At 33.7% G+C, this 11,961-nt stretch carries 12 protein-coding genes and 1 other RNA gene; 4 read left to right on the top strand and 9 right to left on the bottom strand.

What is annotated here, in order from left to right; genetic code table 11:
- The first annotated feature begins 7 nt into the window (after positions 1-7).
- Together PRVXT_RS03210 and PRVXT_RS03205 are read left to right on the top strand one after the other, a co-directional pair.
- Positions 8-160: a hypothetical protein gene (locus tag PRVXT_RS03210; RefSeq protein ID WP_350344246.1), complete on the top strand. Its 153-nt coding sequence runs from the start codon at positions 8-10 to the stop codon at positions 158-160.
- Positions 161-288: 128 nt separating this feature from the next.
- Positions 289-627 carry a hypothetical protein gene (locus PRVXT_RS03205; RefSeq protein WP_350344245.1) on the top strand — a complete coding sequence of 113 codons (339 nt, stop codon included), beginning with the start codon at positions 289-291 and terminating at the stop codon, positions 625-627.
- A gap of 668 nt (positions 628-1,295) precedes the next feature.
- Here PRVXT_RS03205 and PRVXT_RS03200 read toward each other — a convergent pair.
- From PRVXT_RS03200 to PRVXT_RS03190, 3 genes are read right to left on the bottom strand one after another with little or no spacing between them, the layout of a single operon-like run.
- The gene (locus PRVXT_RS03200) at positions 1,296-2,069 is read right to left on the bottom strand and encodes an ABC transporter ATP-binding protein (protein ID WP_350344244.1); all 774 of its coding nucleotides are present in this window, start codon (positions 2,067-2,069) and stop codon (positions 1,296-1,298) included.
- A 9-nt stretch (positions 2,070-2,078) separates the two neighbouring features.
- The gene (locus tag PRVXT_RS03195; RefSeq protein WP_350344243.1) at positions 2,079-2,915 is read right to left on the bottom strand and encodes an ABC transporter permease; all 837 of its coding nucleotides are present in this window, start codon (positions 2,913-2,915) and stop codon (positions 2,079-2,081) included.
- A 39-nt stretch (positions 2,916-2,954) separates the two neighbouring features.
- Entirely contained in the window at positions 2,955-4,067 is a 1,113-nt protein-coding gene (locus PRVXT_RS03190) for an ABC transporter substrate-binding protein (RefSeq protein WP_350344242.1), read from the bottom strand.
- A gap of 887 nt (positions 4,068-4,954) precedes the next feature.
- On the opposite strand from PRVXT_RS03190, the gene PRVXT_RS03185 reads away from it, so the two are divergent.
- Positions 4,955-5,170, top strand: coding sequence for a hypothetical protein (locus tag PRVXT_RS03185; RefSeq protein WP_350344241.1), 216 nt, complete (start codon positions 4,955-4,957; stop codon positions 5,168-5,170).
- Positions 5,171-5,391: 221 nt separating this feature from the next.
- Here PRVXT_RS03185 and ssrA read toward each other — a convergent pair.
- The 3 genes from ssrA to rnr form a co-directional block, all read right to left on the bottom strand.
- Positions 5,392-5,749, bottom strand: a transfer-messenger RNA (tmRNA) gene (gene ssrA / locus PRVXT_RS03180).
- A gap of 50 nt (positions 5,750-5,799) precedes the next feature.
- The gene (gene smpB / locus PRVXT_RS03175; RefSeq protein ID WP_350344240.1) at positions 5,800-6,252 is read right to left on the bottom strand and encodes an SsrA-binding protein SmpB; all 453 of its coding nucleotides are present in this window, start codon (positions 6,250-6,252) and stop codon (positions 5,800-5,802) included.
- Positions 6,253-6,388: 136 nt separating this feature from the next.
- A complete protein-coding gene (gene rnr / locus PRVXT_RS03170; RefSeq protein ID WP_350344239.1) occupies positions 6,389-8,494 on the bottom strand; it encodes a ribonuclease R in 2,106 nt (701 codons plus the stop codon).
- A 102-nt stretch (positions 8,495-8,596) separates the two neighbouring features.
- Here rnr and PRVXT_RS03165 point away from each other — a divergent pair, with 102 nt between their 5' ends.
- Positions 8,597-9,847 carry a hypothetical protein gene (locus tag PRVXT_RS03165; RefSeq protein WP_350344238.1) on the top strand — a complete coding sequence of 417 codons (1,251 nt, stop codon included), beginning with the start codon at positions 8,597-8,599 and terminating at the stop codon, positions 9,845-9,847.
- 24 nt (positions 9,848-9,871) lie between these two features.
- On the opposite strand, the gene PRVXT_RS03160 is transcribed toward PRVXT_RS03165, so the two are convergent.
- The 3 genes from PRVXT_RS03160 to PRVXT_RS03150 form a co-directional block, all read right to left on the bottom strand.
- On the bottom strand, positions 9,872-10,423 hold the full coding sequence (locus tag PRVXT_RS03160; RefSeq protein WP_350344237.1) for an HDIG domain-containing metalloprotein: 552 nt from the start codon (positions 10,421-10,423) through the stop codon (positions 9,872-9,874).
- 237 nt (positions 10,424-10,660) lie between these two features.
- Entirely contained in the window at positions 10,661-11,188 is a 528-nt protein-coding gene (locus PRVXT_RS03155; RefSeq protein ID WP_350344236.1) for a beta-class carbonic anhydrase, read from the bottom strand.
- A gap of 14 nt (positions 11,189-11,202) precedes the next feature.
- Positions 11,203-11,940, bottom strand: a complete 738-nt coding sequence (locus PRVXT_RS03150; RefSeq protein WP_350344235.1) for an alpha/beta hydrolase — start codon at positions 11,938-11,940, stop codon at positions 11,203-11,205.
- Between the last annotated feature and the right edge of the window lie 21 nt (positions 11,941-11,961).

The raw sequence follows: 11,961 nt of genomic DNA, 5'->3' as shown, positions 1-11,961 counted from the left end.
AAGGAGCATGTCATTAAAGTTAGAAAAAATTAAAAGCTACTTGCCACAATACCTAGATACAATTAAAAACCAAGACACTTCTTTAATTGATAGCCTTTATGAGCTTACTACAAAAGCGATGGCTCATCTGTACACTATGTTTATGAGGATAGCTACCTAGTTAAAGGTATTTTGACTACCACAGGAGCTTGGATTAGATAGACATCATAAAAAACTAAAGAGGGGGTTGACTCCCTCTTTAGTTTTTTGCTATTATATAGAAAATTCAATCTTTAAGAGGTGTTGTCCATGACAGATTCAGTATTGTACATTGGATGGATAATGGTAGTTCTAGCAGCAATTATAAACATAATTTATTCCTTTGTAAATAAAAACAAAGTATCTTCTCTTTTTATGTACGCAGAGATATACCCTGGGAAAGAAGAAGATTTATATAGATTGCAATTATACACTTTTATTTTGGTATCATTAATGGCAATAATTTATGCTAGTTTAATTTTGTGTTTTAGACCGACCGGTATCTTTCTTACTTTTTTTGTATTTGCGTTTACAGCCATTATCTATCTAATCATACGTAAAGCTAAACTCATAGCATATAAAAAAAACATTACAAAAAACATACCTTAACGTTTGGTGCTATGCACATTATTGATAATAGAAAAAACACCTAGTTTTTTAGGTGTTTTTTCTATTATCAAATTCTTCTTTAAACTCCAAAATCCTATCGGCTTAATCTTTCCAGTTTTAATAGCTTCAACTACATTTAGCTTTATTTCTTGCTCTAAGTCTTGACGTCCCTTGGTAAAACAAAATATAGGGTCTATTACATATTTCCATGGTAGACCCCTATGTTTTCAATTATTTTTTTATCATAATTATTGAATTCTTCTCTTAGAATAATTTGAAATCTATTTTTTCTAAAGATCTTTGGACAGCTTAAAAAAAAATAATTTTAATTTTTTAATACCATTCTTCTCTTTTTGTAAAATAAAATCGTTTAATAGCCTCCAATCCCTAGTAATATACACAGGAAAGGAGGCTATTAACTATGGATTTAGCTATTTAGTAACTAAAGAATTACTGCAAGCACACTTGAACAAAATAAAACGATTTAGGTTGATTTTTAATACTTCTTATGAAAATGATTTCGTTATTATTATAAACAAAAATGATAAATTAATAGAATCGTCAATGTCAATGGCATCAATAGAGTTTGGGAGTTATAAGATAATCTTCTCAAATTATAAGCATAAAGAAATTTATGGGCAACCTCCACTCTAAAAAATAGAGTGGGGTTATAAGACCTTGTATTGCTCACTAACTTCATCTAAATGGGACATTATTTGTTGAAATAAGTTTTTGAAATTCTCACTCCACCGATTCCTAGGGTATGGCAAGTCAATCTTATAATCTCCCACAATCTCTCCTGGTCGTGGGCTCATCAAGATAACTCGAGTTCCTAAAAAGATTGCTTCTTCTACACTATGAGTTACAAAAACTACCGTCCTTTTTTCTTTAATCCAAAAATCAATTAAGTCCTTTTGCATATGAAACCTTGTATAGGCATCTAGAGCCCCAAACGGCTCATCCATATAAAGTATTTTGGGCGATGTGGCTATTGACCTAGCAATAGCTACCCTTTGCTTCATTCCTCCCGATAACTCATGTGGGTAACTAGTAGTAAATTCTCCTAGCCCAAATTTATCTAATATTTTTATTGAAATTTTATATCTCTCTTTTCTAGACATCTTTCGCAACTCTAGCCCAAATGAAACATTGTCAATTACATTTTTCCAAGGTAATAACGAATAATCCTGAAAAACCATCCCTGTATCTAAAATACTTTCTCTAATTTCTTTATCCATAACCGTTATTTTACCACTAGTTGGCTTTATAAGTCCTTCCATTAGTCTTAAAAGAGTAGACTTCCCTGAGCCACTAGGTCCCAATATACATACAAATTCGTGTTCTTTAACATTTAGATTTATATTCTTTAATGCGTGCACATTTTTCTTTTTTTTGGTGCTAAAAACTTTGCTTAAATTATTTATACCTATAACTGTTTTCATTGTTATCACCTACTTATCTAGCTTCTGCCAGCTAAAGAACTTAGTTTCTATTACATTAAACATTACCTCAAAAAAACCACCAACCAAACTAATAGAAATCATGCCAGCTATTACTATATCTGTACGAGCCAAAGTATATGCATGGGTAATAAGGTATCCTACACCTGCAATGCTTCCAGGTAACATTTCTGCAGAAACTAAGCACATCCAGGCAACGCCAAGCCCTACTCTTAGTCCAGTAAGTATGGAAGGCATGGCTGCTGGAAACAGAATTTTAAAAAATATATCTTTTTTAGTTGCCCCTAGAGTTATAGCTGAATCAATCAAGGTATTTCGAACGCTTTTTACACCGTATATAGTATTGGTTAATATCGGGAAAAATCCCCCAATAAATATTATAAACAACATGGATATTTTTACATTATCTAATAGTGTATAAAGCTGTCCTTCTTGTATATTAAGTACATTAGCTACACTTGTAACACCAAACCAAGCTAAAACAAGCGGAACCCATGCTAATGGAGCAATAGGTCTGAATAAACTTAAAAATGGTTTAAGAAAACTTTCTGCAAATTTGGAGTAACCAATTAGCATCCCTAAAGGAATTCCTATCAACACAGCTAAAGAGTATCCCATCCCTACTCTAACTAAGCTTACCCAAGTGTTTCTAAGTAAAGAACCTATACTTAAAAGATTATCAGTCGGTTTAATAATTAGGTTTAAAACACTATCAACTGAAGGTAAAACAATTGGATTAGCTATTTTTATAGCAAAAAACTGCCAACAAAGAATAAACAAAAAAGGAAGTATAAATGGATTTATTAATTTTAGGCCTTTATTATTCACAACAATGCCTCCCTGTTAAACTCTATTGATGCACTCTAATTATTCTAAAACATTTGCTATAGGATCAATGTCAAAAATTATATCAAATATATCCTCAAAAGATTTATGAGCAAAATCGTTATCAAAACTTCCAGTATTTTGAAGTGTGTTGTATATAATCTCAAAATTATTAATCCACTGATCAGTCGGTTCTGTTGTATATTTTATTGAAGACATTTTTGCCGCTTCTACACTAACACCGGTAAATTCAGAAGTTATTTCTGCTGCTTCTTGGCTATGTTCATTTGCATAGTTAGCCCCTGCTGTCAAAACTTGTAAAAATGCTTCTACCTCTTTTTTATTCTCATCTAAAGATTTTTCAGTAGCCCCTGCCACACAGCAAGGAAACTCAAACCATTGCCCATAGGGAGACATTTCTCTCATATCTAGGATAATTTTACCTACCCCCTCTGTAACTGCAAGCTCTGGCCACGGTGATGGGCCTACCCACGCATCAACTTGACCGCTAGTTAAGGCAGATAGAAAATTGCTTGTCCCTCTAAGGTCAACTAACAAAATGTCCGCATTTAATTCATCTGGGTCTTTTGTATAACTTAACCCCACCTCAGTTAATGCCGATTCAAAAAGAATTAGGGGGGCACTTGTTGGTGAGTGGAAACCAACTTTTATTGGCTCTTCGCTTTTCATTGCTAGCTTCTCAAAATCATCCCAATCCTCTTCTTTAGCATCTTTATCCATTACCAGACCAATCCCTTCAGTATGTACAGGACAAAGCATCTTTATATTAGCCCCTTGGTCTAAAGATGATAAAAAAGCTGCACCAGAAGCTAAACCTATATCGATATGCCCTTGACTCATCATGGTCATAGCCTCCGAACCATTGCTTGTTACAATCAACTCTATGTTTGCAAGAGGATTGTCTTCCTCCATTAACACATATCTTTCTCTGCTCGTAACTTCTTTTAAGTAAACACCTTCTTCTTTTAAATCCTCACCTTTACTAGCTGCCACCATCAAAGGGGTTTGATGATTTGTAAAAATATACCCTACTTTTAAAGTTGGTATATCAGCATTAGAAGTTTCAGAGTCACATCCTGCTAAAAATGTAGAAAAAATCACAAACACTATTAATAAAAAAATACTTTTTTTCATGTCTAAAACACATCCTTTATCATATCTTTTTTATGAAGCAGTTGCTTGATTTTTATTCCACAACAGTTAAATTATATCTACTGTAATCTAAGGTTGCAAAAGTATTTATCAATATAAACTACAATACACTATTGATAAAATAGATAGTATATTGATCTGACTTTAGAACAAGTAACAGGGACATTTCCCCACTGGTCGAGTAACAAATATTTCAGTATTTTTATTCCCTTAGTCGTAAAAAAATCCTAAGCTGTTTTCAGCTTAGGATTTATGTATTTTCATATTGAATTTATTATTAGGATAGGCGGAGCGTACCGTTCCGTATGTACAAGTCATTATGGCATTTACACCGCTCAAAGTTACTGACAACAAATACAGAGCTGCATTTCAGGTCGGAGTTAACTCATTTCTCGCAACTAACCCCGCTAGCCGCACCCTCATTTTTTATTATCATTGTATCAGTTTATATTATAATTTAAAGAGGTGCAACTTAAATATTTAAAGAATCAGACCCCTTTCATCATAAATTCATACGTAATATATTAAGAGCCTATCTCATATTTCAATGGTAGACCCTATGTTTTGTTTTGTCGATGTCAGAGCAGTAGTGTACAGGTACTGATATGGCACGGGTCGTATGTGTTCTATTTTACATGGAATCTAGTCACTAATACCCCTATAAGATATGAAATTACTTGGATTATGAGCACTCATAGTCATTGGTATGACACATAAAAGTTTTTAAAAAATGGGCTGTCTCAAAAGGATTTTTTTCTTTGGAGACAGCCTTTTAGTTGGTTTTTAGATTATTTGCAACACATCGAGTATTAAAACTTCACAGACTCTTCTTTCAATTTTTGTTAAAATTACAAGAAAGGAGGCCTTTTATGGAGATTATATATATTATTTTTATTGTTCCTTTTTTTATGTATTTTCTTTGGTTATTTCAAAATCCTAGTGATACTACTTTTGGATCATGGGCCTTTGGCAAAAAGGAATCAGAAGTTAATAACAAAATGCGCAAAATAGGCGGATTAATAGGAATAATTAGCTCAATTCTAATCATAGGTGTATCCATTCTATTTCTATTTAATATATTATAATACTAAATAAAAAACAGCAAAGGCTGGGGACAGCTCATAATGTCCCAGCCTTTTTATATGAAATTCTTCTTTAAACTCCCAATGAGACAGGGGACAGGAACTTTGTCCCACTGGGGAACGTGTTACAAGTATTCCAGTCCCTTGTGTCTCTTGGTCGTAGACGCAAAAAACTCCTAAGCTGTTTTCAGCTTAGGAGTTATGTATTGTCATATTGGTTATTTTGGTGGAGGCGGGGGGAGTTGAACCCCCGTCCGGAAGTACTACCAGCGTGGTCTCTCCGAGCAAAGTCTTTGCTTTGGTGTTCGTCTCTATGGACTTCCAAAGACAGAATTCCGTAGAGACTAGCTTCTAGTTTTTCCCGCTAAGGGCGAAGCGAACCTTAGTGGGTAGTCTGCTAAGTTTGACACCTCATATTAGATCCACAGACAAGATCTAAAAGAGATGGCTGCGTTATTTACGCAGCAAATGCTAAATTATTATCGTTAGCGTTTAATTTAAAGGTTCCAGTTTTTTACGAGGCCCTGGCCCTCGGCTCGCTACCCCATTGGCAACTACTCCCGTCGAAACCAGTACGCCCCCGGGATTTGTGTAACTTTTATTATAACATATTTTATAAGCAGCGTCTATGTTTAAGCCTTTTGCCGTTCTCTAAAAGCCTTTTCAATCTGACGCTGAGCATCCTTTTTAGCCAAATCCTGTCGTTTATCGTGAAGTTTTTTCCCTTTAGCTAGCGCTATCTTCATTTTTACAAGTCCTCTCACAAAGTATAATTTTGTAGGAATCAACGATAAACCCTTTTGTTGAGTTGCTCCAATCAGTTTTTTGATTTCCTCTTTGTGCAATAACAATTTTCGTTGTCTAGTAGGCTCATGGTTAAATCTATTTCCTTGTTCATATGGACTAATGTGCATTCCATAAACAAAAACCTCATTATTTTCAACTCTTGCAAAAGAATCTTTAAGGTTAACCTTGCCAGCACGGATTGACTTTACCTCTGTGCCTTTCAGCTCTATGCCTGCTTCATAGGTTTCTTCTATAAAATATTCATGTCTCGCTTTTTTATTAACAGCTATTGATTTCATTATTATTCCCCTCCAGATTAAAATTCCCCATAAAGGGGTAGACACACGGCGGGTAACCGTGTGTCCGGGTAAAGGGTTAATGGGTATAACTTTGGGGTACTTTTATAGTATCACAGGTTTTTTCCCTTTGCAAGTGTTAAACCAAAAGAAAATCAATAATTTTTTCATTTTTGTCGATTTGTGCTACTTTAACTGTTACTTTGTCACCTAGTCTGTATTTTTTATTACTCTTCTCCCCAAGGAGTGAGTAAGTTTTTTCGTGATAATGGTAATAGTCGTCGGTCATATTGCTGATATGAATTAATCCCTCTACAGTATTGGGAAGCTCTACAAACATACCAAAGTTAGTTACACCACTTATTATTCCCTCAAACTCATCCCCAATATGTCCCTCCATGTATTGCACTTTCTTTAAGTCTACAGTTTCTCTTTCTGCTTCTTCTGCTTTTCGTTCTTGAGTAGAGGTATGCAGCCCTACGTCGGGCATTGTTTTTTCTAGATATTTTATTCTTTTTCCGTTCATTTTTCCTGTTATTATCCATTTAAGTATTCTATGAACCATTAAGTCAGGATATCTTCTAATAGGAGAGGTAAAGTGGGTATAGAACTTAGCTGCCAACCCAAAATGTCCTTTATTCTCTGGATGATATTTTGCTTGTTTCATTGATCTTAAGGTTACAGTGCTTATAATTCTCTGTTCTGCTTCTCCTTTAATTTTATCTAATAACTCTGCTAATATTTTGGGATGAATTTTTTCAGCAGATCCTTTGAGGTGATAGCCAAAGTTATGAATAAACTCATTTAGAGCTGTTATTTTCTCTGAAGTAGGTTGCTCATGTATACGGTATATAGCAGGAATTTCAAGCTGTGCTAAGTGTTCTGCCACCGTTTCATTAGCTACAAGCATAAACTCTTCTATTAACCTCTCCGCTATGGTGCGTTGGCGAGGAACTATAGCTATAGGAAATCCATCACTGTCTAACTGAACTTTAGCCTCAGGAAATTCGAAATCTATGGCTCCTCTTCTTTGACGTCTTTTGTTTAGAATTAATGCTAACTTTTCCATGCTTTTAAATTGAGAAACTAGCCCTTTATACCGTGAAATCAATTCCTCATCATTATCAACTAAGATTTTCTTAACATCAGTATAGGTCATTCTCTCTTTTGAATTTATAACACCTTGAACTATATCATGGTTAACTACTTTCCCATTTTTATCAATTTCCATCACTATCGACATGGTCAACCTATCTTGTTTAGGATTTAAGCTACACAGACCATTAGAAAGTTTTTCTGGAAGCATCGGAATAACCCTGTCTACTAGATAAACACTGGTAGATCTTTCATAAGCTTCCTTGTCCAATGCTGTTCCCTGCTTTACATAGTGAGAAACGTCTGCTATATGCACACTCAATTCAAAGTTTCCATTTTCCAGTTCTTTAACACATACCCCATCATCTAAGTCCTTGGCATCATCTCCATCTATGGTTATTATTGGCCATTCTCTAAAATCTTTTCTGTTTTGCAAATCATGATTTTCGAGGACTTCAGGCACCGTGTCTACTTCCTTTACAACATCTTTGGGAAACTGTGGATCAAGTTTATATTTGGCCATTATAGTTAAAATGTCGGTGCCAGGGTTGTGTTTATTGCCTAGTTTTTGAATGATTCTTCCTTCAGGATTTCGTCTTTTATCTGGCCATCTGGTGACCTCAACCACGACAACTTCTTCATTTTGTGCTTTGTTAAATTCAGATTTAGGAACGAATATATCTAAATTAATTCTTTTATCGTCAGGGGTTACAAAACCGAAATTATTACTTTTTTCAAAAGTACCAACCACAGTAGTGTTGGCTCTTTCTAGTATTCTTATTATCTCCCCTTCTCTACGACGAGCTCCCCCTTTATGCAGTCTAGCTACTACTTTATCATTATGCAGTGCACCATTCATATCTTCTGGGCTTACAAAAACATCTTCTTTTTCTGGATCTGTAGACAAAATAAAGCCAAACCCTTTAGAATGCCCCTGTAGCCTTCCAACCACAAGATTCATTCGTTCGGGAACTCCATAACGCTTAGTCCTTGTTTGTATTATTTCACCCTGCTTCTCCATTTCATCTAAAATATTTTTGAAGGAATTGACATCTTGTTGTTCAAGCTGAAATTTTTTAATTAACTCATCAAAGGTTAAAGGTTTATAAGCTTCCTCTAACATATAGCTTAAGATTTTTTCTTTTATCATTTTTTCACTCCTTTTTTTCTTTTAAAATGTATATTTTATAAAGGTTTTTCCATAATAATATAGAATAGTTCAAATAGTTAGATTCCAAGGGGAGGAGGTTCTATGTTTAACAATGTTCGATTACAACAGTTCTTTTTTAATATGTTTAAAAGCAAATTTCCTTATGAGGTTTCTTGCTTAGAATCTGAAGTTTATACGGATGTAAAGGATAGTATAGTAAAATTTAAATCCAATGTTATTTTATCCAATGAAAGCAAAACTATTTCCATATTGTTGAATAAAAAATGTTCAGTAACTGAAGTAGCTTATCTAGGCTACCCGCTAAAGTTTAAGGAAAAAAATACGTTTTTATATGACGATGTAAAAGTTATAACCACAAAGTTGCCTGTAAATCCAAATCTTGTAAATAAAGTAAAGCTTACATACAAATATTATTGTTCCCCTAATTACTGGGTTTCTATAAAAAAGGGTAGTTTCTTTATTAATGCAAGTAACTTTATTTTTCCACAAAAACCTTCTAATAATAACCACCCCAGTCTAGTTTGCTTAACTGCTGATAAAGGTCTAAAGTTAATCAGCGGCGGTAACCTTATAAAGCAAGGGGTAAAGGGGAATAAGCAGTTGGTTAAATTCAAAAATAACAGCTGCTACGGATTGTCCATGGTAGGTGATAACTTACTTAAAACTAGAGATAGCTATAGAAACTATAATATTACCATATTATACCCTAGAAACTATTTAAATCAAGCGCGAAAAATCAATTTAATTGCAAAATGTATTTTAGAGCACTGGGATGATTTTTTACCCCGTCCGTTGGACAAAAGTTTAAATATTATTATTACCTCCGGAAATTTTCATCCGTTTAGCGACGGAATAAATACAGTTTTACCCACATGGCTGTTGGAGAAAGTAAAAGAAAAAGGCAAAACACCAACTGAAAGAGAACAGTTATTATTTGATAGCTTAGCCCCCAAACTATCAAAACTTTGGTTTAAAACAATTGAAGTCCCTCCAAATCAAGATTGGCTTATAGATTCCTTATGTCTGTGTGCTTCAATGCATAGTTTTAAAAAGCGGTATGGAAAGGATATTAATAATGATTCTAGTTTACCTAGCCCATTATATGATTACAATAAATTAAATTCAGAACAAAAGTTAACTACGGGCAATAAAACCTTTCAAGCTTTAATTGAAAAGTTAGAACTAACACCAGAACAATTTTTTAGAGATGTTATAAATCAACGTAGTTTAAATTGGAGTGACATTCAAGATCAGCTCTACCCACAAACAGCATGGTACAGCCACAGAATAAGCCATTTAAAAGAAAAAATTAAAACACAAAAATACTTCTAGGTTAATTGACCTAGAAGTATTTTTTTATAGCCCTAATTCCTTGTGATTTTTTTGCATTGCATTTAAAGCAAGACTTATAAACCTTTCTAAAGAAAGTCCTAGTTCAGAACATGCAGAAATCTGATGTCTATTCGCCCCTTTAGCAAACTGTTTTTCTTTAAAACGTTTAAGAACAAATTCATCATCTATAGAATTAAGTTTTTTTTCAGGATGAATTAAGGCTGACGCAACTATTAGGCCAGTTATGGGGTCAGTACAATATAAAGCTTTATCTAAATTACTATTTCTTTGTAATTTATGTGCTGGGTTATGTGCTTTTACTGCGTAAACTACCTGATCATCAAATCCTTCTTTTTCAAGTATATCAGCTCCTATGAGGCCATGCATATGGGGATTTTCGGCTGTACTATCATAATCGATATCATGTAACAACCCAGCTGCTGCCCATTTCTCTCTATCTTCGTTAAAATAATGAGCTAACTCTTCTAAAACTTTTTCAGTAGCAATCATATGCTTAATAAGGTTTTTATTTTGCACATGTTTTTTTACAAGTTTTAAATGGTCTTCTCTTGACATAATACCCCTCCTGAAATTTACCATCAGTTTTTGTTAATTAACTATTACTATTATTCATAAAACTGCGAACTATTATTTTAAATATATCATTTAATAGTTTTAATTGCAAAAAACTATTTTTGAAACTTTAAAGTAGCACTCACTTACTATTTGCCTCCCCTTCTCACAATCAGTTCTCTTGAATAAAATAAATGCTACCTTTCGTTTAGGCGAAAGGTAGCATTTATTTTATAGAAACTAGCAAAGTTTGAATAGTTCAGATGTGTCTTGATTAAAATAAAATCCACCTATTTTTACATCATTTGGAATTAAAGGGTGTTCTTTTAACATCTTTACATTATCTAGTACATTATCCTTGGTATCACAAAATGTTTCGAACCAGTACTCTAGATCGCCTAATTTATCTATATCTTCTTTTTTAACTCCCCTTGAAATCATTCTATCTCTGATATTCTCTACATCCAAATTAGCCATGCCACAATCTGGATGTCCTATGACCATAATTTTATCAACTTTTAAGGTATAAATTGCAGCTATTAGGCTTCTAACCTCTTGCCCTCTCATATTATTTCCAGCTGTTTTTAAAATTATTGAATCCCCTCTTTTTAAACCTAAACTTTTCTCTAGTTGAAAAGTTAACCTTGTATCCATGCATGTTAAAATAGCCATTCTTTTTCGAGGATATTTAGGTATTTTACTTTTACATATTTCCCCATTATCTTGTAGGTATTTTTTATTATTTTCTAAAAGCTCATCAAACTTCAATTTTTTCCCCCACTTTAATATTTATTTAAAAAGTTACTTACTTCTTTAAATAACTGCTCTCTATATTGTTTTTCCACCGGCAACATATGGGTGGCATTAGCATAGTACCTTATTAACTTATCCTTACTAGCTACATTTCCATATATATAGCCCGCACTCTTAGGATATACTGTGCTGTCTTTCATACCCTGAGCTACTAGTATAGGAATACTAATTTTACCTACATCTTTTTTTACCCTTTTAATTACCTTTACAATGTAAGGCAAAGATTCCACTGGAGTCTCCTCATAACTAAAGATCGGCACACCATAATCTGGTTTTGGAGGCTTAGGTATTGATTTTTTAAAGTGTTTGATTACTGTTGCCAAATAGGTAGCTTTTGGAATATAAATAGGTGCTGATATGCTAACAACAGCGTTTATGTTTTCTTGATATTTTCTGGTAAGGTGTAATGCAATTGCCCCACCCATAGAAAACCCAACAACATAACACTGGGAATATTTGTTTATTATTTCGGTTAAAGTTTTCTCTATTGATTTAATCCAATCTTCGTCTGTAGTTTTAATCATATCTTGTATGCAAGTTCCATGTCCTGGGAGACAAGGTCCATATACATCGAAACCTTGATTTGACAAAAATTCTCCTAAAGGATGAACTTCTGTGGGTGATCCAGTAAAACCGTGAATAACCAATACTGCCTTAGAATTGCCGTTTATATATTTAAATCCATTTTGAATTTGATTTTTTTCCACCATTTCTTCCTCCTTTACCAT

Origin of the sequence: Proteinivorax tanatarense, assembly GCF_040267685.1 — a bacterium.
Lineage (GTDB): Bacteria > Bacillota > Proteinivoracia > Proteinivoracales > Proteinivoracaceae > Proteinivorax > Proteinivorax tanatarense.
Note: the sequence above shows the minus strand (reverse complement) of the source record. Positions and strands in the feature narration are given on the sequence as shown.

Bases quoted from the DNA above. Each gene is read 5' to 3' on its own strand.
- PRVXT_RS03160 (WP_350344237.1), bottom strand. From the start codon at position 10,423: ATGTCAAGAGAAGACCATTTAAAACTTGTAAAAAAACATGTGCAAAAT.
- smpB (WP_350344240.1), bottom strand. From the start codon at position 6,252: ATGAAATCAATAGCTGTTAATAAAAAAGCGAGACATGAATATTTTATA.
- PRVXT_RS03205 (WP_350344245.1), top strand. From the start codon at position 289: ATGACAGATTCAGTATTGTACATTGGATGGATAATGGTAGTTCTAGCA.
- rnr (WP_350344239.1), bottom strand. From the start codon at position 8,494: ATGATAAAAGAAAAAATCTTAAGCTATATGTTAGAGGAAGCTTATAAA.
- PRVXT_RS03210 (WP_350344246.1), top strand. From the start codon at position 8: ATGTCATTAAAGTTAGAAAAAATTAAAAGCTACTTGCCACAATACCTA.
- PRVXT_RS03200 (WP_350344244.1), bottom strand. From the start codon at position 2,069: ATGAAAACAGTTATAGGTATAAATAATTTAAGCAAAGTTTTTAGCACC.
- PRVXT_RS03185 (WP_350344241.1), top strand. From the start codon at position 4,955: ATGGAGATTATATATATTATTTTTATTGTTCCTTTTTTTATGTATTTT.
- PRVXT_RS03190 (WP_350344242.1), bottom strand. From the start codon at position 4,067: ATGAAAAAAAGTATTTTTTTATTAATAGTGTTTGTGATTTTTTCTACA.
- PRVXT_RS03165 (WP_350344238.1), top strand. From the start codon at position 8,597: ATGTTTAACAATGTTCGATTACAACAGTTCTTTTTTAATATGTTTAAA.